Source organism: Acidimicrobiia bacterium (genome assembly GCA_029210695.1).
GTDB lineage: Bacteria > Actinomycetota > Acidimicrobiia > Spongiisociales > JAHEDJ01 > JAHEDJ01.
Map to the genome: position 1 here is coordinate 1 of JARGFH010000062.1, position 18,759 is coordinate 18,759.

The 18,759-nt window shown below is 64.0% G+C and carries 17 protein-coding genes; 11 read left to right on the forward strand and 6 right to left on the reverse strand.

All coding sequences use genetic code 11. The features are described 5' to 3' along the window. Window positions 1-160: 160 nt before the first annotated feature. From P1T08_15515 to P1T08_15525, 3 genes are all read left to right on the forward strand, one after another. Window positions 161-1,801, forward strand: coding sequence for an MFS transporter (locus P1T08_15515; protein ID MDF1597486.1), 1,641 nt, complete (start codon window positions 161-163; stop codon window positions 1,799-1,801). Between the two features lie 60 nt (window positions 1,802-1,861). Then, window positions 1,862-2,551, forward strand: a complete 690-nt coding sequence (locus tag P1T08_15520; GenBank protein ID MDF1597487.1) for a YceI family protein — start codon at window positions 1,862-1,864, stop codon at window positions 2,549-2,551. Window positions 2,552-2,658: 107 nt separating this feature from the next. After that, window positions 2,659-3,357 (forward strand): DUF4332 domain-containing protein, encoded by a 699-nt coding sequence (locus tag P1T08_15525; protein MDF1597488.1) that lies wholly within the window; start codon window positions 2,659-2,661, stop codon window positions 3,355-3,357. Window positions 3,358-3,423: 66 nt separating this feature from the next. Here the strand turns inward: P1T08_15525 and P1T08_15530 are convergent, their stop codons facing one another. The 3 genes from P1T08_15530 to P1T08_15540 form a co-directional block, all read right to left on the reverse strand. Beyond that, window positions 3,424-5,046 (reverse strand): PAS domain-containing sensor histidine kinase, encoded by a 1,623-nt coding sequence (locus P1T08_15530; GenBank protein MDF1597489.1) that lies wholly within the window; start codon window positions 5,044-5,046, stop codon window positions 3,424-3,426. Between the two features lie 59 nt (window positions 5,047-5,105). Then, window positions 5,106-5,768, reverse strand: coding sequence for an enoyl-CoA hydratase/isomerase family protein (locus P1T08_15535; GenBank protein MDF1597490.1), 663 nt, complete (start codon window positions 5,766-5,768; stop codon window positions 5,106-5,108). Window positions 5,769-5,857: 89 nt separating this feature from the next. Beyond that, window positions 5,858-6,187: a hypothetical protein gene (locus P1T08_15540; protein MDF1597491.1), complete on the reverse strand. Its 330-nt coding sequence runs from the start codon at window positions 6,185-6,187 to the stop codon at window positions 5,858-5,860. A 255-nt stretch (window positions 6,188-6,442) separates the two neighbouring features. Here P1T08_15540 and P1T08_15545 point away from each other — a divergent pair, with 255 nt between their 5' ends. From P1T08_15545 to P1T08_15555, 3 genes are read left to right on the forward strand one after another with little or no spacing between them, the layout of a single operon-like run. Continuing rightward, on the forward strand, window positions 6,443-7,369 hold the full coding sequence (locus P1T08_15545; protein ID MDF1597492.1) for an ABC transporter ATP-binding protein: 927 nt from the start codon (window positions 6,443-6,445) through the stop codon (window positions 7,367-7,369). Beyond that, window positions 7,366-8,139 carry an ABC transporter permease gene (locus tag P1T08_15550; GenBank protein ID MDF1597493.1) on the forward strand — a complete coding sequence of 258 codons (774 nt, stop codon included), beginning with the start codon at window positions 7,366-7,368 and terminating at the stop codon, window positions 8,137-8,139. Before P1T08_15545 ends, P1T08_15550 begins: the two co-directional genes overlap by 4 nt. Further along, entirely contained in the window at window positions 8,136-8,942 is an 807-nt protein-coding gene (locus P1T08_15555) for an ABC transporter permease (GenBank protein MDF1597494.1), read from the forward strand. The genes P1T08_15550 and P1T08_15555 overlap by 4 nt, the downstream gene beginning before the upstream one ends. An 89-nt stretch (window positions 8,943-9,031) precedes the next feature. On the opposite strand, the gene P1T08_15560 is transcribed toward P1T08_15555, so the two are convergent. After that, window positions 9,032-11,299, reverse strand: coding sequence for a hypothetical protein (locus P1T08_15560; GenBank protein ID MDF1597495.1), 2,268 nt, complete (start codon window positions 11,297-11,299; stop codon window positions 9,032-9,034). Window positions 11,300-11,447: 148 nt separating this feature from the next. On the opposite strand from P1T08_15560, the gene P1T08_15565 reads away from it, so the two are divergent. Continuing rightward, window positions 11,448-11,720 (forward strand): UBP-type zinc finger domain-containing protein, encoded by a 273-nt coding sequence (locus P1T08_15565; protein MDF1597496.1) that lies wholly within the window; start codon window positions 11,448-11,450, stop codon window positions 11,718-11,720. Window positions 11,721-11,734: 14 nt separating this feature from the next. On the opposite strand, the gene P1T08_15570 is transcribed toward P1T08_15565, so the two are convergent. Then, window positions 11,735-14,797 (reverse strand): PQQ-binding-like beta-propeller repeat protein, encoded by a 3,063-nt coding sequence (locus P1T08_15570; GenBank protein ID MDF1597497.1) that lies wholly within the window; start codon window positions 14,795-14,797, stop codon window positions 11,735-11,737. A 253-nt stretch (window positions 14,798-15,050) separates the two neighbouring features. Between P1T08_15570 and P1T08_15575 the strand changes: the two genes are divergently transcribed. The 3 genes from P1T08_15575 to P1T08_15585 are packed head-to-tail and all read left to right on the forward strand — an operon-like array spanning window position 15,051 to window position 16,882. Then, window positions 15,051-15,881: a DMT family transporter gene (locus P1T08_15575; protein ID MDF1597498.1), complete on the forward strand. Its 831-nt coding sequence runs from the start codon at window positions 15,051-15,053 to the stop codon at window positions 15,879-15,881. A gap of 46 nt (window positions 15,882-15,927) precedes the next feature. Next, a complete protein-coding gene (locus tag P1T08_15580) occupies window positions 15,928-16,335 on the forward strand; it encodes an OsmC family protein (GenBank protein MDF1597499.1) in 408 nt (135 codons plus the stop codon). A 58-nt stretch (window positions 16,336-16,393) separates the two neighbouring features. After that, window positions 16,394-16,882, forward strand: a complete 489-nt coding sequence (locus P1T08_15585) for a nitroreductase (GenBank protein ID MDF1597500.1) — start codon at window positions 16,394-16,396, stop codon at window positions 16,880-16,882. Here P1T08_15585 and P1T08_15590 read toward each other — a convergent pair. Then, complete coding sequence (locus tag P1T08_15590) at window positions 16,879-17,394, reverse strand: asparaginase domain-containing protein (protein ID MDF1597501.1); 516 nt, start codon at window positions 17,392-17,394, stop codon at window positions 16,879-16,881. The genes P1T08_15585 and P1T08_15590 overlap by 4 nt on opposite strands. 290 nt (window positions 17,395-17,684) lie before the next feature. Between P1T08_15590 and P1T08_15595 the strand changes: the two genes are divergently transcribed. After that, complete coding sequence (locus tag P1T08_15595; protein ID MDF1597502.1) at window positions 17,685-18,752, forward strand: IS110 family transposase; 1,068 nt, start codon at window positions 17,685-17,687, stop codon at window positions 18,750-18,752. Window positions 18,753-18,759: the final 7 nt, after the last annotated feature.

The following is an 18,759-nucleotide window of genomic DNA, read 5'->3' on the forward strand; positions in this document are numbered from 1 at the left end:
CGCCTGGGCCCACCGCCAGACAACACGAGACAAAGCCGCCGCTTGACAAGATACAACCCTGGGGTGTCTAGCCCCTTTCCTGTGAGTTCATACCGAGCGGCTCTGACGCCTCAGGTAACGGCGGCCCGGTCGGCGCCGCGGGGCTCATACACTGCAGTTCATGTCGCAGGCAGTCGCTCCTCTTCGAATCGCCCGTTTCCGGGCTTTGTGGATCGCCTCGATCTTCTCCAATGTCGGGTCGTTCCTCCAGGCGGTGGCCGGGTCATGGTTGATGCTCGAGCTGACCGGGTCTGCGACCTGGGTGGGGTTGATGGTCGCCTCCACCACCCTTCCCCTGCTTTTCCTCGCCCTTGCGGCCGGAGCAGTAGCCGACCTGGCCAACCGCGGCAGGGTGCTGCTCGTCAGCCAGACCTTGATGGGTCTGGCGGCGGCCGGCATGGCCCTCCTCAGCGCCCTCGATCTCGTGACGCCCGGGCGTCTCCTCACTCTCTCGCTCCTCCTGGGGGTCGGCGTGGCGTTCAACCTCCCTGCCTGGCAGGCGATGGTCCCCGACCTCGTCCCGCGCGGAATGGTGGCCAGCGCGGTGGCTCTCAACTCGGTGGCGTTCAACGTCGCCCGGGCAGTCGGACCGGCCCTTGGCGGCCTGATTGTGGCAACGGCCGGACCAGAACTGGCGTTTAGCCTCAACGCCCTCAGCTACCTGGGCGTGATCATCGTGCTTGCCGCACTAACGGGGCGATTCACGATCGCCGACCAGGACGGCTCATCTGTGGCCAACGCCATCGCTAATGGGGTGCGGTTCGCCCGCTTCACCCCACCGTTTCGAAGGCTGCTACTGCTCGCCGCTCTCTTCGCGATGACGTCTTCGGTGGTCCAGTCCGTTCTTCCGAGCCGTACCGAGGAACTCGGAGGGTCCGCCGGCACGTACGGCCTGCTCCTCGGCGCGATGGGGCTGGGGGCGCTCATCGGCGCCTTCACTCGCCAGGCGGTGGTGGAGACACTCGAAGCCCGCTCGGTGCCCATCACCATCACACTGTTCGGCCTGGCAGGCATCGGAACCGGGCTGGCACAAACCCCTGCTTGGGCCGTCGTCCCGCTTCTCGTGGCCGGAGCAACGTGGGTGTGGACCCTCACCACGACCAATGCCACTGCCCAGCTGATGTCTCCGGAATGGGTGCGCGGGCGAGCGATGAGTCTCTACTCATTGGCCTTCGTCGGAGTGTTACCGCTCGGTTCGATCGTGGCCGGAGTTCTTGCAGATCTTGTAGGGGCGGGCAACTCGATGATCGTGCTGAGCGTCGGATCCGTTGCGCTCGGAATCGCCGCCCCTCGCTTCGAGATCCCTGCTCTGGCGGATGTGGAAATGCCCGAGTTCTCAGGAGAACGGACCGCTGATGGCCACGTCGCCACTGAGGGAGGCCCGGTCATGATCGTCAACACGTGGCTCATCGACGGCCGGCGCCTCGACGAGTTCCTCACGGTGATGAGCGAAGTCCGTCTCGTTCGCCTCCGGACGGGCGCCTACCGATGGCGGCTCTACCGCAACGCCTCCGACCCCCATCGCCTCTCAGAAGTCTTCCTCACGGTTTCGTGGGAAGAGCACCTTGCCCAGCACCGGCGCATCGACGACGTCTCTGCCGGCCTGATCCGCCATGCGAGATCGTTCGCGGAGGACGACGGGCCTATCACCCGCCACCTGGTCGCCGTCGACGTCGAGCATCCTGAGGACTGGGAACCCCTCCTGGCCGCTCACGATGAATACCACCGCAACGACGGATCGATACCCCTCTCGACCGACTGAACCGCCGCGTCATCCGCATTCCTGCCGGGTACGTATAGACGTAGAGCCCCGGAGGAACCCATGAAGTCGACCGTATCCATTCTTGCGCTGGCATTGCTTCTTGGCGCCTGTGCCAATTCCAGTGAACCGATTGTGGTGCAAGCTGTTGGGCCCGATGACGCCCTGGTGGCCGAAGCCGACCTCGCTACGCCGACCACGTTCGTCACGGCACCCGGTAGCAAGGTTTGGTTCGTAATCGACGAGATGTTCCGCGGCTCGCCGAAGACGGTGGTTGGGGTCAATACGAAAGTGGCGGCGGAGGTCATCGCCGACCTCGATGATCCATCCACGGTGGTGATGGGGCCCGTGATCATCAAGGCCGCCTACTTCGACACTGAGCCTGGGGAAGAGCCCAATCCCCTCGGAGATGAGATCGGCTGGCGCGACACCGCCATCAATCGCTTCATCCTCGACAGCAGCAAGTACCCCACCATCACCTTCACGCCGGCCGAGCTAATCGATCTCCGTGACGTCGCCGAGGGATCCGAAAAGCCGATCGTTGGAGATCTCACCGTGCGGGGAATCACACTCCCCGTCACGTTCACGGCAACATTCAACGTTGTCTCACCGGAGGGGGTCAGAGTGACCGGTTGGGCCGACGTGCTCCGCCAGGATTTCGAACTGACAATCCCCAAGGTCGCTCATGTGGCCGACGTTGCCGACGACCTGAGACTCGAGTTTGACCTCATCTTTGAGCCGAGTGACGGTTAGAGCTGCCGGGGCCGACCGGTCTCCACCGAGCCTGTCACATCCCGCCGCCGCGCCCCGCATCTACCAGCGAGCGGGTTCCAGCCCGGGCCGTTAAGTACGATGCGGGTATGGATGTTGATGCCTTCAGGCAGTTCCTGAAGGAGGGCGGCAGATCGGCCACTGCTGCCCTCCGCGCCATCGACTTCACGACCCAGTTCGAGACCTACCTGAGCGATCACGGCCTCGATCTCGATGATGCCGGCCCGGCCGACCTCGAAAGTTTCGTCGCCGACGTCGAAGCAGAGCCCGGCGTATCAGCCAAGCTCCACCTCTGGGGGTTGCGCTACTACTACGAGTTCATCGACGACCCCGTCATGGTGCATGTTGCCGGAGCGATGCGCCGCCAGCGAGTAGAACAGACCCCTTTCAGGCTCCGCCAGTTCCGCGGCGTGAACCAGACCACCACCGACCGGCTCGCAACCATCGGGATTCGCAGCATCGAAGATCTCCTCTCAGCCGCCGGTACCCGATCGCAACGCACCGCGCTGGCGGGAACGGCAGCCATCTCGCTCGATGACCTCGAGGAGCTAGTGCGTCTCTCCGACCTGGCCCGCATCCGCGGCCTCAAGGGCATTCGGGCCCGGCTCTACCTGGACGCCGGGATTCGATCTGTCACCGAACTTGCCGGATGGGACCCGGTAGAACTCGTCGCCATGCTCCAGCAGCACATTGGGGGAAGTGGGTTCGACGGTATCGCGCCCCTGCCGGGCGAAGCTCAACACGCGGTACAGGCGGCGCGGGCCCTTGAACCCGTCGTGGAGTGGTAGAACCGGTTTTCTCAGCAATGCTATGGCGCGTAGCAATACAGAGCATTGCGGAGAAACCTGCTGGGATCAGGTCTGACGCGGCACGGTCAGCTCGAACGAACTCCACTCTCCGTCGAACCTGTAGACCAGATCTCCGTCCATCAGCCTCGCCAACTGGCGAGACACGGTGAGACCCAATCCGATCGACGCCGGCTGCGAGTGCTGACGGTGAGCGCTCTGGTAAGGCTGGAAGACGCGGGCTGCGTCCTCTTCGCTGAGTCCGGAGCCGTTGTCGCGCACCGCCAGGTGAACCATGTCCCCGTCCGTCCAGGCGTCGACTTTCACCCGAGTGCCCCCATACCGCAACGCGTTGGTCAGGAGGTTGCGGACCACCTGCCGGCAGCGTCCCGGATCGGCGTACGCAATGACCGGCGAACTGACAGAAACGGCCACAGTGCTCTTGGGTTCGAGAACCGACAGAACGTCGTCCACTGCACGACGTACATCACACGCCTCCGGAAGAATGGTCACCGCACCGATGTCGGCTCTGGCTGCCACGAGCAGATCCTCGACGATCGCCGCGACCTCGCGCGCTTGAACCGCAATCACGTCACGCAAATCAATCTGTTCTTCAGCGGAGAAGCTGTGCGCATGATCTCGTAGTTCCTCCGCCAGACCGAGCACTGCAGTCAGCGGCGTCCGTAACTCGTGTGAAACCGATGCGACGAATTCGTCTTTCGACCGCACCAGCTCGGCCAGCCGGGCATTGGATTCTTCGAGCGCAGCCTGGGCGGCGGCCTGTTCGGTCACGTCGCGGAAGTTGGCGACGATGCCACCGACGCTCGGCTCATCCAGCATGTTCTGCGCGCTGATGTCGAGAATGCGGATGGACCCGTCCGCATGCCGCACGCGAACGCGGGTCCGGGCGGTCCCACCTGGTGTCTCCGCAATTCGTGCCAACTCGCCCAGAACGAGTGGCACATCCTCATCGAGCACAATGTCGTGCATCGGGCGCCCGATTCGTTGCCCGGGAGAAAAGCCAAGAATGCGCTCAATCGAGGCGCCGACGTAGATCAGTTCCCCGCCGCCGCCGATAATTGCGACTCCGTCGAAGGCGTTCTCGATCATCGTTCTGAAACGGTGCTCCTCTGCTTGCAGCGTTTCCTCCATCTCTGCGCGTTCCATCGCTAGGCGGCCCGTCTCCTTCATCATGCGGTAGGTCACCCAGGCCAGAGCCGCAACGAAGAACAGGGTCACAACCAGCTCAATCATGAGTTGGGCGCCTTCGGTGAGCGGTGCGAACCACTCGAGGCGGCCGGCGATCAGACCGAGAGCGGTCCAGAGGAGTCCGTAGATCACGAGCGCGGTGGCCTGGCGGCGGGTTGCCAGGATCACGACAACGACAACGTAGAAGGAGAAGACGGATACAGCCACGACCGGCAGGGCGAGAAGGAGGGCAGAGAGACCGAGGGCGGCGCCATCGATCACCATCAGCGTCGGCACGTTTGTGCGACGGCCCGTGGATCGGACGTAGGTCTCGTGCCCGAGAGGAATCAGCGCAGCCAGCAGGATCCATGCACCACGCTGCCAGCCCGTGAGACTACCGACGACCACGATCACGGCCGCTCCGACCGCGGCCAGCCAAAGGCGGGTCGATTGGTAGACACGCAGGAGCTCAGGCTGGAATGGGTTTGACAACTCGGTCCTCATGACACCTCGGGCGCCCAGGTGTTATCGGCACAAAACGCGTGAGACCTAACCAGGCATTCTCACGGTCTCAGTGCCGAAACAACCGGGCCGTACATACCCGACTTGATGGCGTGCAGGGTATCGGGATCCTTACCGGCCAGCATGCGCGCCATCTCGACGGCCGTCGACAATAACGCCTCCTCACCGACGGCCCGGTCGACGATGCCCGAATCCTGGGCCGCCGCACCGCCATACCGGTGTGCGGTCGTCATGACCTGATGCGCCACCTGCGGAGCCAATCGCGCCTGGATGAGGGCAGACATGCCAGGGGTGAATGGGATCTTGATGTCGACCTCCGGCATCGACCAAAACCCTCGATCTTCGCGCATGACCCGGAAGTCGTGGGCCAGAGACCACATGGCACCGGCGGCAAAGCAATGCCCATTGATAGCGGCCACCGTCGGCCTCCGGAAGGTGAGGGTTCGAGCGAAGAGGCGCTGCGTCTCGATCGCCAGATCGGCGAAGGTCCAGTCTGTCTGCCCGGTCATGATCCAGTCGAGGTCGAGACCGTTCGAGTAGAACTTCCCCGCCCCGGTTGTAACGAGGGCCGCCGGACCGGCCACCGCCTCGACCTCGTCCAGCACTTCGTTGAGACGCGCCAGCGATGCTGCATTGAAGCGGTTGTCACCCTCGTCCAGGGTGAGGATGAACACGGAGTCCTGGCGTGTGAGTTCGAACGGCACGGTCTCTCCCGGTCGGTGTCCGGCACACGATAGGCCCACCAGATACCCCGTTCAGGCGCAGCTGCGTCCCAACTGCTCCGATCCGGCGGCTATTCCTGGAGCTGAATCGTCGTCGCAGGTTCGCTCTTGTACGAGTCGTCGTAGGTCAGGTTGAACTCTGCCCCTTTCAGCGCCATGTTGTAGGCCAGAATGCTGCCGTTGAACGAGCTGTTGTTCGCCGCCGACATGTCAACCGCCCCGTTCGGAGCGTACTGGACGCCGCTCCAATCGTGATCCGCACCCGACCACTTGATGGCGATCTCGTTGCATTTGTCGGTTCCCCCCACCAGATAGTCGCTGAAGAGGCCGACCACGATCGCGAATTCGACGATGGTGGCGCCATCATCGGAACGATTCTTGTTGCCTCCCGATCTCCGCATCCGGCTCCGCCCAGAGAGAATGCCCTCAAACGATACACCCTGGGTGATCTAGTTGTCACGCGAATCTCTCACCAAGGGTGGTGGTGTTTCGCCATCTTGAATCGAGCGGAACCTCGATTTCGCCCGCAAGGCCTGGGTAATGGCGATGTCAGCCATCCGAGAAACTTCACATCCAGTGGTCGATCTCTGCTCAAATCGCCCGCGCCACAAACCATCGGCAACCCTCGCACTCCGGCAGGTATCCTGATCCGGCTCATGTCCCAACCACTCGTCACCGCCCGCGGGCTCACCAAACGATTCGACGACTTCACGGCCGTCGATGCCGTCGACTTCGACATCCATCCGGGGGAGGTCTTCGGGTTCCTCGGTCCCAATGGTGCCGGGAAGTCCTCGACGATGCGCATGGTCGGCGCCACCTCGCCGATCAGCGATGGCACGCTCAGAGTGTTCGGACTCGACCCCGACGCCGATGGTCGGGAGATTCGGGGCCGACTTGGTGTGGTCCCTCAGGAGAACATGCTCGACGAAGAACTGCGGGTCCGCGACAACCTCTACATCTACGGCCGCTACTTCGACCTCTCCCGCAAAGTGATCAATGAACGGATCGAGGAACTGCTCGCCTTCGCCCATCTCGAGGACAAGCGGGACGCCAAGGTCGAACACCTCTCGGGGGGCATGAAACGGCGGCTCACCATCGCCAGAGCACTGATAAACGAGCCCGAACTGGTCCTACTCGATGAGCCAACCACCGGCCTGGATCCGCAAGCCCGGCACATCCTCTGGGATCGCCTCTACCGCCTCAAGCAGGAAGGCGCCACCCTGATCATCACCACCCATTACATGGACGAAGCAGAACAGCTCTGCGATCGCCTGGTGGTAATGGATCAGGGGCGAATCGTCGCCGAAGGCTCGCCGAGATCGCTCATCGACGAGTACTCGAAACGCGAGGTCCTCGAGCTCCGGTTCCCGGTTGGAACGCAGGACGCCGCCCTCGCCTCGCTCGAAGGACTCGCCCAACGGCAAGAAACACTGGCCGACCGCGTGCTCCTCTACGTTGACGATGCCGACGCAGCGCTGGCCGGGGTGGGCGCTCGCGGCCTGACGCCGGAGAGCGCGGTCGTGAGGCGGTCAACGCTCGAAGACGTGTTCCTGCGCCTGACCGGACGGACCCTGGTCGAATGACGGCCCGGCCGCTCCGGTTCTTCGAAGGCGAGGCCCTCAACTACAGGCGAGTCTGGCGGGCCTCGATCTTTTCCAATTTCCTCAACCCCGTCCTCTACCTGGCCGCCATGGGCATAGGGCTCGGCTCGCTGGTGGATCGCAACTCCTCTGCCGGGTTCGGTGGCATCGACTACCTGGTATGGCTGGCCCCCGGCTTGCTGGCCGCCGCCGGCATGCAGAGCGGGGCAGGCGAGGGGAGCTTCCCGGTAATGGCAGGGCTCAAGTGGTTCAAGACGTATCCGGCAATCATGAACACTCCGTTGTCGGTGTCCGACCTCCTCACCGGCCTTCTGTACTGGATCGGAGTCCGGCTCTTCATGATCTGCGGCATCTTTGCAGGCGTACTGGTTCTCTTCGACGCCGCCGATCCCGCCCACGCAGCACTGGCAGTGCTTCCGGCAGTCCTCACCGGCCTCGCCTTCGCCGCACCGATGGCCGCCTTCGCCGCCTGGATCGAGGACGACACCGGTCTGACCATGGTGTTCCGGTTCGGAATCGTCCCCCTGTTTCTCTTCTCCGGCACGTTCTTCCCGATCGAGCAACTGCCGGGCCTGCTCCAGGGACTCGCCTACGCAACGCCCCTCTTTCACGGTGTCGAGTTGACCCGCGCAGCCGCGCTGGGCATCGACGCCGCGCTACCTGCCTGGCAGCACGCCGCCTATCTGGTGGGTCTGCTGGCGGTCGGAACCCGGCTCGCCCACCGCAACCTGACGAAGAGACTTCGCACATGACCACCTTGCTGGCCAGAGTGGCGCCGCCGGCGGTTCGACCCAGCTACCGGGTGCGGCATCTCCTCGAGCACAACTTCCTGGTCTACCGGTCGATCTGGTGGGTCATCCTCGCCGGCTTCTTCGAACCGGTCTTCTATCTGTTCTCGATCGGTATCGGCCTCGGCAAACTGATCGGTGATGTGCCCGGCCCGACCGGAGAACTGGTCCCGTACGCGGCCTTCGTTGCCCCGGCCATGCTCGCCGCCTCGGCGATGAACGGGGCCGTGTACGAGTCGACCTTCAACATCTTCTTCAAGATTCGTTACGGCAACACATACAAGGCCATCCTGGCCACGCCACTGGGCCCCGGCGACATCGCCACCGGCGAAATCATGTGGTCGCTGTTCCGAGGAGTCATGTACTCGACCGGCTTCCTCATCGTGATGGCCTTTCTGGGATTGATCGAATCGCCGTGGGGAGTGCTGGCATTGCCGGCCACGGTGCTCATCGGCTTTGCGTTCGGAGCCGTCGGCATGGCCGCCACCACCTTCATGCGGAGCTGGCAGGACTTCGACCTCGTCAACATGGTGACGTTGCCGCTGTTCCTCTTCTCTGCCACGTTCTACCCACTCGACGTCTACCCGGAGTTCTTTCAGCGCTTCACCCAGTTCTCGCCGCTCTACCACGGGACCGAGCTGATTCGCAGCCTGACGCTCGGGGCGCTCGACCGTGGCATCTGGATCAACGTTGCGGTGTTGCTGGTGATGGGTCTGGCCGGTTCTGCGGTGATCGGGCGCCGGCTCGAGCGACTGCTGCTTTCGTAGTCGCGAGTTGTTAGTCGCGAGTTGTTAGTCGCGAGTCGCGAGTTGTTAGTCGCGAGTCGCGGGTTGCGAGTCGCGGGTTGCGGCAGAGATCATTCGTCTGTGGGCTCCCATTCCCAAAAACGGGTTCCCGTCTCACCGATCTCGAAGACGGCCATGCGGTCACTCCCCGGGAGTGGCACGATATCCCAGAAGCGCGCCGCGCCGATCGGCGGAAGCTCGGACCAGGTGACGCCATCGAGGGAGAACCAGTGCCGGACCGGCCACTCCTCCTCGCCGCTCCACCATCTCGCCGACATGAATAGACCGTTGGCGAGCGGTCGAACATCGATACCAAAGTCCACTCCGACCGTCGGGAGGTCAAGTGGATCCCACTGCCGGCCATCGGTCGTCGCATACAGCTTCTGTTCGCCGCAGCACCCGACCAGGAGGTAGTAGACATCTCCGGATGCGAAGAACTGGCTCCAGCCATCGCCGAGGTCCAATCCAGGCACTGCCGTCCAACCGTCGTCCGCCCCGATCCGCCAAAGGGATGGCACCGCCGAGTCGGCGACCATCACCACGAAAAAGTCGCCTTTGAATCCACCGAGCGCTGAGATGAACCCCTCCACGGGCGGCAACTCGATCTCGTGCCAATCGACGCCGTCTTTGGATGCGGCAAAATCGAACCCGTAGCCCAGAAAGCCATCCTCGTTGACCCGAGCCAGGCGCTCACCGTTGGAAGCGATGCGCCCGGATCTCCATGCATCTTCCGCCTGCCAGGTCCGCGTCCAGATCCGTCCGTCGTCGGACCGCAGAATGGTCCAAGTCCACTCTTCACCAACCGACATGCCGCTCGCGAAGTACGGGGCCCGATCTCCTGTGATTTCGTGAATCACCTCGACCTCATCGAGGCCGGCCTGCTCGAACGTCAACTCGTCCCAATCGACTCCGTTTGCGGAATGCCAGACCGACTGCTCGGACACGGCCACAAATCCTTCTGTGACCTGATGGATCGGCCACAACCGCTGCTCGGCGACCAAACCACGGTCGACCCAGCGACCGACGTAGGGAAGCTCGACCGATGTTGCGACAGATACCGGGCCATCGGGATCCCACATCCACACGGCCGGTCCTGCCCCATTCTGACCAACGACCACGACTCGCTCGCCAAGCACGGTCATTCCATTCACCTGTTGGGTTGCTCCGGGATCGCCGTCGAGGAGCACGCCGTCCCACTCCAGGCCACCGTGGCTCCACCACAGACCAGCACGTGAATCGTCTCCGGATGTCTTGGTGCCGGCAGCAATCAAGCCCGGCCCGGCCTCGAGAACAGAGACGAACCGCACCCCGACGAGTTCGTCGATAAGGTCCCGGTTCCATTCGATGGTATCGAGTGAGGACCAGACCACCGGAGGACGACGAATCCGCCCTGCTTCGTCCATTTGACTCCGGTCGTGCCGGTCCCCACCGACGGCCAACCATCGGTCACCAACCTCGAGCAGCTCCCACGGATACTCGAACGGTCCGGGCGCGTCCAGCGGTGAGGTGTTGGCACGCTCCCAGTTGAGGCCGTCGTTGGATTCCCAGAGGCCGGGTCGGAGCGTCAGATCCCCGACGGCGAGGAACCCGCCACCGGTTTCAGCGATTTCGAGGATTTCGGAGATCAACCCCTCCCGGAGGGTCAACTCCCACGAGGCACCGTCATCTGCGGAATGCCATATCGCCGCACCGCCGTTGGCGGCACCGCCGGCGATCAACAACCCGTCGGAAGATCGCATCACCGTGGTGATCGAACCTTCGTCCACCTCACCGAACAGCTCAGCCTGTTGGCTCACCGCGATCATCGACGCCGGCACCCAGGTGACACCATCGGTTGATTGCCAGGCTGCCGGCAGCCTCCAACCCGCCGACTGCATCCGCGCCCCCACGGCGACCAATCCGAAGTCCGTTGCCTCGATATCCTCGATCCAAGCCCCGGCGAAGACACCGTCCGGATCGTCGACGGGCTCCCACCGCCCCCCGTTCGGCGAACTCCACAGGTGTGAGCCCTCCGGGGACTGCTCTACAGCCAGCAATCCACCGTCAAACACCGTCACATCGACGAAGGTGCCCCAGATGCCGACCTGCGCGAAGGACCAGCCGGCCGTCAGATCGGCGGCAAAACCGATCGTTGTGGTCGTCGACACAATCTCAAATCCTGCCAGCGGCTCCACCGAACGCTCGAGTCTGGTTCCGCCGGTGAAGAGCAACCCGGCAACAACAAAGAGAGGCACGACGATGCCCAGGACCGCCCATCGGGGTCGGCGAGGCAGTTCCCCTTCGACCCCCAGGTCGCCGGCACCAACCCGTTCCGGACCGGAAGCTACGCTCTCGCTCACGACTCCCCGTGGTTATCTGTTCCCAGCGTACTCGCAGGACACCGGCGACCACCGAAGGCCAGCGTGCATCTGTACAGTGCCGTGAATCGGGGTCATAGCGGGTCGGGCACCGGGGGAACGGGAGTCCGGCGAAGCGAGGAGGTCATAGATGGGAAAGCCATGTGAGCACCTGCTGGACGTTCCGGCAGATCCGATGCCGCCGGGAGGCTGCGAGGACTGCCTGGCCACGGGAGGGACCTGGGTGCATCTCCGATTCTGTGTCGCCTGCGGGCGAACCCTGTGTTGCGACGACTCACCGAACAAGCATGCCCGAAAGCACGCTGCCGAGCACGGGCACCCGGTAATCCGGTCGAAGGAACCCGGCGAGAACTGGGCCTGGTGCTTCGAGCACGAGACCGGGATCACGCTTCCGGCCGCCTGAACCTCCGCCCTGTGTTACTGCGGATCGTTGGTGGCGATGGCGACGATGTGCCCGCCGGTCGTGGTAACGATCACCGTGTTCTTGAGCACCACCGGTGAGCCCTGTATCGAGACGATGTCCTCGACGGCCAGGCTCACATCGAACTGCCAGACCTCGGCACCGGTGGCGAGGTCCAGTGCATGGACTATGCCCTGCTGGGTACCGAAGTACACGATGCCGTCGGCTATCACCGGCGGTGTCGTGATGTCGGAGCCGGCCGCGAATGGCGCCCACGGTCCGAGTTGCTGGGCCGACGCCAGGTTTTCGGCGGTGAACAGGGTCGGATCGTACGGGAACAGCTTGTCGTTCTCCGCCGAGAAGATGACCCCATCGCTGACCGCGATCGGGTTGCTGACGCCGGCGTCGATCGTGACCTGGTTGGGAGTTCCGTCGCATGTCTCGGCCGGGGCATATACCAACGCCGCCACGGCTTGCAGGTAGACCGTCCCATCCGAGACAACCGGATTTCCGATCGGAGGCTGACTGCCGTCGCGAGTGCACAGCCACTTTCCGGTGGCGACCTCGATCAGATGGAGATCCCCCGTTTCGTCGACGACGTGGAGGATGCCGTTCGAGTAGGCCCCCTCGACTCTGATGGGAGCGAACGGGTCCTCGTCCTCCGCCGGAACCATCCACTCGATCCCATCTGAGTTGAACGCGATCACCCGGCCACCCTCGGTCGACAACACGGCAAGGTCGCCGGCAATCACGGGACCTGCTGAGACTCCGTCCTCCAACGGTTGCAACCAGGAACTGGCGCCTTCCACCGATTGTCCCTGGACCGTCCCGTTTTCAGACACATAGATCGCCATCTTTACCGTTGCGTCACCGCGGGCCGGCCGCAGATCGCCCACCGCCACCGGCACGAGCACTCTTCCACCCGCCTCGAGCGAGTCGACGGCGACTCCGGTATTGAGGTCGACCAGGAAGACCTGATCGTTCGTTGAGCTACCCAGATAGAGAAATCGCCCGGATGCGACCGGATCGGCGCGGAAGAAACCACCCGGCTTCTGCACCCAGTAGGTACCTGCCGGCTCGGTGACACCACCTTCCACGATGCCGGCGAGCCCGCCCCCACCCCTGAATTGGTAGGAGCCGAACAGACCGAGCTCGGGTGTCTCAACATCCCGCAATTCGAGCGGCAGCGTGGTCGTCGTCGTCGGTGCCGGGGTCGTGGTAGGGGTGGCGGTCAAAGGCGGTTCAGTCGCATCAGGCTCTGAAAGTAACGCCACGGTGGCGATGACCAGCGCGGCGACTGCGGCCGCCGCCGCCGCCCAGGTCGTCCATGAAGTCCGGCGGCGGCGGGGTTTCCGTCGCACCAGGCCCCTGGCGCGGCGCTGGGCAGGACTCAACACCATGTCGCCGGCCAGGCCGGCACTGGTCAGCACATCCGTCAAAAGATCGTCGAGCGCCTCGGGGTCGGCTACCTCTTCGGCCTCAGTGTCGAGCGCATGGGCAAAGGCCGGGACTGCTTGCAGGTCGGCTTGCCAGTCATCCGGCATGTTCGCCGCCGCGCCGCGCATGAGCGCTCCGACCGGGGCAGCCACTGCCGTATCACTCCAGGCTCCTGCCGCCTCGATGGCAAGACACGCCTGGGCGGGGGCGCCAACCTGACGGGCTAGTGCAGCAGCCTGGAGACCGAGCTCCGGATCCTTCTCCCGCCTGGACCGAATCGTGAGGAGCTCCGCAGCAGACAGATACTGCCGCGCTTGGAGAAACTCATCGGTCAGATCCTCCGCTTCCCGCTGCGGCCACGCACCCTCGAGCATCTCCAGTTCGGTGACGCGGATGAGGTTCCGAACTCGCCAACCGTCGATTCCGGCCGGCGTGAGCTCACGGGCCTCATCAAGGAACTGTCGAGCCGCCCCTACATCCCCGTCCAGAAGCGCAGCCTTGGCGCGATAGTGCAGCGTCCGGTTGCGCCAGGATTGCAAATGCTCGATAGCTATTTGCCCTGCGTTCTCGGTTGCCGCGAGGGCGTCCCCGGCACGCTGAAAGGCGAGTGCGCCCTCCGCCTCGCCGAGCGCCACGAGGAACTGGATCGCGAACGCTCCGTGTTCGGAGGCAATCGCGTTTGCTTGCGCGGCCCGCTCCATCGACTCGTTGATGCGGCCGACCATGGCCAGCGCCCGACTGTGGTAGGCCATCTGATTGGCCTCAGTCACGGGGTGCTCGAGATCGCCCGCCTGATCGGCCAGGTCGTCGAAGGTGATCTCGGCCTCGTGGAGCACTCCTCGATCGAATGCCACCCACCCTGAGTTCATCAATCCACGGAACCGTTGGGTTCGATCTCCGTGCACCTCGAGGATGGCGATACCGTGGGCCAGAGCGGCATCGGCCTCATCCGCGAATCCAAGCCGGGCGAGTTCTCGGGCCTGGAGGGTCAGCAGCGAGCCCGCCTTGTCGAACCGGCCGAGGTTGGTTGCCAACCCGGCCCCCAGCGCCGTGAGGGCCTCAGCGCGCTGCGATTGCTGGAGGTCTGAGGCGACCGCCCCTGCGAAGCCCAGGGCATCGATCAGCTCGGGGCCCTCGAGCCGGCGCACGGCATCCCGGGCATGCTGGTCGGCATCTGCACTCACACCCCGATTGCGGGCATGGCGGGCGAGCATGAGGTGGAGACGCCCGGCATCGGACCGATCGATTGGTGCAAGTTCGGAGTCCAGTTCAAAGGCCAGTGTGGCGGCGTCGTCATCGTCATCTGCGAGAGCGGCTGCGACCAGCGCCACGACTGCTTCACGGTCACGCCCTGCTCGGGCCAGCAGCCGCCCGACCTCGCCGGACGCCCGACCTTCGGCCAGGTGGTCGGCGAGCCGCCCGGCCAGGTAGGCCGCGTAGGGCGGATCGACCTCGGGAGCGGCGCCGACGGCTACGTAGCCGGCGCCTTCAGCCGCCAGCAGGCCGGCGTCGACAGCCTGGTGTGCCAGTCCCAGGACATCCTGAGGGCTGAGACCAAGTGCTGCGGCTGCCTCGTCAACGCGGAGCGGACGTTCGAGCAGCCCGGCGAGAATGGCCAGATGGGTGAAGTCCCCCGCCGTCATGGCCGGTGCCCCGGTCCGGCATCGGGTCGCGCCACAGCGGCAGCCAGCCTTGGTGGTGTCGTGACTCTTCGCATGTGTCCCCTCCATTTGCCCGGTTCCGCTGTCGAAACACCAGGATGCTGCGAAGAACATACCCGAGAACGTCGCATTGTGTCGGCAAGGGCGCGGTCGAAACCCCTTCGCCTACCCGAGCTCGTGGATTTGAACTCCTGGTTTCCGCCGCACCGCCAATTGACAGTTAGCCTCATCGGGCGTGGCAATTCTCTTCTCCCTCATGGCGGCAACCTTCAGTGGCGCCGGCGACTTCCTCGGCGGTATGGCGAGCCGGTACGGGCGAGTCATGGCGGTCGTGGCTGCTTCGCATGTGGCGGGCTTCATCACCGCAGTCGTGTTATCACCGCTGATCCCCGGTGACCCTCTGCCGGCCGATTTCGGTTGGGGAGCCCTGGCCGGAGTCGGAGGGGCCCTGGCGGTCCTCGCCCTGTACACAGGATTCACCAGGAGCCAGGTCGCCGTGGTATCGCCGGTGGCCGCCGTAGGAGCAGCAGCCACCGGGGTGGTGTTCGCCTTCATCACCGGCGAGCGCCCGACCGGGTTGCAGTTGGTGGGTGTCGGAATCGGAATTGCCGCGATCTACCTGATCAGCCGCGCCCCGGTCGATCGCGACGAAACAACCCTGCCCGGGATCGGCTTCGGTGCCCTGGCCGGGCTCGGGTTCGGCAGCATGCTCATCTTCCTCAGCCTCGTGTCGGATTCATCTGGCATATGGCCGCTCATCCCCGCCCGCGCCGCCGGCTTCGTATTGCTCTACCTGATTGCCTCACGAACCCATGCGGACACCATCCCGCTCCGGGCGTCGTTGGTACCGGCGGCGGGTGCCGGCGCACTCACCATCATCGGAAACGGGTCTTTCATCCTGGCCGTTCAGCGCGGTTCCCTGGCCATCGTTGCAGTAGTGGCCTCCATGTTTCCGGCGACGACGGTGGTGCTGGCCAGGGTCTTCTTCAAGGAACGGATCTCGACAACCCGCCTGGTCGGCCTCGCCGGAGCTCTCGTCGCGGTTGGTCTGATCGCCGTCGGGTGAGTGCGACGACCCTGGTACGGTCCCGCACCTGCGACGAGGAGGAAGCGTGTCGACCTTGAGTGTATCGATCGAAGGACTGCGCGGTCACGCAGCAGTGGGGCGGCAGGAAGATGGCCCGGTCATCCCCCTCGACAGGCCAACGTCAACCGGCGGCACCGGACTTGGTTTCAACGGCGGACACCTGATGCTGCTGGGCTGGGGAGCCTGCTTCAAGAGCACGCTCGTTTCGGCTGCCGAGGCGCGCAACATCCCTGTCGATCGCCTGTCGCTATCCATCAGTGGCGATCTCGTGGACGGGCCGTTTCGATTTGCGGCGATCCGGATGCTCGTCGAGCTAGAAGGGCCTAGCTCCCTCGACGAGAAACGCAAGCTCGTGACGATCGCCAGGAAGGGATGCGCAGTGTCGAACACGCTCGCCGCCGCGACGGACATGGAGGTGTCCCTGGCGGAGTAGCCGGTTGCCTCTAGCTGCGCCACATCCCCGGTGACACAATGGAGGCAGGAGAACCGGCATGAAGAAACTTGCCCGCTGGGTCGGTGGAGTGGTTACGGCGTTCCTCTTCGCGGAGTTTGGCTTACTCTTTGCCTTCCGTACCGGCTGGGCACCGCTCGTCTACCTCATCCGCCGGTTCAACCGCACGATATTCAACCCGATCATGCTCCGCTTTGCCGGCCAACCCGGGTTCTATGCGAGCAAACTGCACCACGTCGGCCGATCGACGGGCAAAGCCTTCACCACGCCGATCGTGGCGATTCCGGTCGAAGACGGTTTTCTCATCCCGCTTCCCTACGGCGTGTCGGTCGACTGGCTGCGCAACCTGCTCGTCGCTGGAGGTGCGAGTTTGGCGAGGGACGGCATCGACTTCGAGCTAGATCAACCCAAGGTGCTCGACTACAGCGAGGTGACGGGCCTGCTGCCCGAACGGATGCGCAATCGAATGCGGATGTATGAGGTGGGTCATTACCTATCGGTCCATGCTGTGACGCAGCCGACGGTCTAGCCGGATAGGCCACCCACGAAGGTCCCCGCCTCGAGGTCCTTAATGACACCCGGGAATCGGAGGACCCGGTTGTGCATCGCCACGTACACACCGGGGTCGATGAGTCGCACCGCCAGCAAAGCCTCAATGAGGTTCTGTAGCGCGTCGGTGTCCCGCAACTCGTATGGCCGCATGGCGCCGGTGAACACTATGGGACCGCCCGGGGTCCCCAGCGCGTTGGTCGCCTCACCGCTGACCGCCAACCGATCCGTACCGTGTACGACGACCACACCATCCGCGGACAAGGCGTGCTCGTAGGCGGTGGCAGCAATGAGATCATGATCCGCCCCGGTCATGTCCAAACTGTCTTTGTTCATCAGGTGAACTCGCTCGATCCGCAGATCGGGGATCCGTACCTGCGCCAGCATGTGATCGAGGACGCTCACGGCGTTCGACAGCGTTCCTGACTGAGTTTCGTAGGTCTTCTCGATCGTCCCGCCGGTTGAGATGAGAGATAATTCGAACGTTGTCACGGCAGGGAGCCTAGGACGGATTCGCTCGCGTAGGCGAGGGCCCACTCACCCGCTCAATACGTGCCTGATAGGTCTGTAGGTGTGTTGCGGGTTCTGTTCCCGTAGCGTTGTAGGGGTCTTGGCGGGTCTGGCTCTCTATGTGCCTGCCACCTTTGGGTTGGCTTTCGAACGAGACGCTGAGCTCGCCGGGATTCCTGCTGGCGGTGTGGCTCGAAACAGGCGTAGCACGCATAGCGGTATCAGGAGTGCCCACTGCTGGTTCCACCGACCCCAATATGAGGAGGTGTGTGATGTCGGTGATTATCGGAATCGACCCCCACAAAGGGTCTCATACGGCCGCTGCCGTCGACGCGTACGAGGCGACTATTGCTGAGCTTCGGGTGCAGGCGACCCGCCGACAGGCCGGGGAGTTGTTGGCGTGGGCGGGGCGGTTTCCTGCTCGGCGTTGGGCGATCGAGTCCGCCAACGGCCACGGCTATCTGCTGGCCCAGCAGCTGGTGGCGGCTGGGGAACATGTGGTGGACGTGCCGTCCACTCAGTCGGCTCGGGTGCGGGTGTTGGGCTCGACCCGCTCGCAGAAGAACGACTCCAACGACGCCCGGTCGGTGGCCATCGTGGCACTCCGCCAACCGGGACTGCGGGTGGTGACCACCGAGGATCATGTGGCGGTGTTACGAATGCTGGCCAAGCGTCACAAGCAGCTTTCCAGTCTCAAGACCCAAGCAGCGTGTCGGCTTCACGCCGTGTTGGCCACCCTGATCCCCGGCGGGTTGGGCAAAGAAATGGTGCCCCGCCAGGCTTCTGAGCTGCTGCGACGGGTCCGTCCAGGGTCAGTGATCGAAACCGAACGCAAACGCATCGCCCATGACCTGCTCGCCACCGTGCGGCGCCTCGAACGCGAAGTCACCGCCTCGAAGGCTCGGCTAGCTGTGGCGGTGGAAGCATCGGGCACCACCCTGACCGACATCTACGGAGTCGGACCAGTCGTGGCCGGGTTGATCATCGGCTACACCGGTGATGTGTCCCGGTTCCCGACCCGCCATCACTATGCCGCCTACAACGGCACCTCCCCAATCGAAGCATCCTCGGGTCAGAAGAAACGGCATCGGCTCAACCCGCGGGGTAACCGGATGCTCAACCACGCCCTCCACCTCATCGCCATCACCCAACTGCGCTACACCAACACCGAAGGGCGTATCTTCTATGAACGGAAACTGGGTGAAGGCAAAACCAAGAAAGAAGCCATCCGGGCGTTGAAACGGCGCCTCTCCGACGTCGTCTACCGCCATCTGAACCGCCCTGGGTTTGATGGAGACTCGGTTGTTTGGTTTCCAAGTCATCCGGTAGTGGTCAGTTGAGCGTAGT

What these genes read in the sequence shown, in the direction of transcription:
- P1T08_15530 (MDF1597489.1), bottom strand. Translation starts at nt 5,046, where the DNA reads ATGAGGACCGAGTTGTCAAACCCATTCCAGCCTGAGCTCCTGCGTGTC.
- P1T08_15570 (MDF1597497.1), bottom strand. Translation starts at nt 14,797, where the DNA reads ATGACGGCGGGGGACTTCACCCATCTGGCCATTCTCGCCGGGCTGCTC.
- P1T08_15585 (MDF1597500.1), top strand. Translation starts at nt 16,394, where the DNA reads ATGAAGAAACTTGCCCGCTGGGTCGGTGGAGTGGTTACGGCGTTCCTC.
- P1T08_15540 (MDF1597491.1), bottom strand. Translation starts at nt 6,187, where the DNA reads ATGCGGAGATCGGGAGGCAACAAGAATCGTTCCGATGATGGCGCCACC.
- P1T08_15545 (MDF1597492.1), top strand. Translation starts at nt 6,443, where the DNA reads ATGTCCCAACCACTCGTCACCGCCCGCGGGCTCACCAAACGATTCGAC.
- P1T08_15525 (MDF1597488.1), top strand. Translation starts at nt 2,659, where the DNA reads ATGGATGTTGATGCCTTCAGGCAGTTCCTGAAGGAGGGCGGCAGATCG.
- P1T08_15550 (MDF1597493.1), top strand. Translation starts at nt 7,366, where the DNA reads ATGACGGCCCGGCCGCTCCGGTTCTTCGAAGGCGAGGCCCTCAACTAC.
- P1T08_15595 (MDF1597502.1), top strand. Translation starts at nt 17,685, where the DNA reads ATGTCGGTGATTATCGGAATCGACCCCCACAAAGGGTCTCATACGGCC.
- P1T08_15520 (MDF1597487.1), top strand. Translation starts at nt 1,862, where the DNA reads ATGAAGTCGACCGTATCCATTCTTGCGCTGGCATTGCTTCTTGGCGCC.
- P1T08_15555 (MDF1597494.1), top strand. Translation starts at nt 8,136, where the DNA reads ATGACCACCTTGCTGGCCAGAGTGGCGCCGCCGGCGGTTCGACCCAGC.
- P1T08_15565 (MDF1597496.1), top strand. Translation starts at nt 11,448, where the DNA reads ATGGGAAAGCCATGTGAGCACCTGCTGGACGTTCCGGCAGATCCGATG.
- P1T08_15515 (MDF1597486.1), top strand. Translation starts at nt 161, where the DNA reads ATGTCGCAGGCAGTCGCTCCTCTTCGAATCGCCCGTTTCCGGGCTTTG.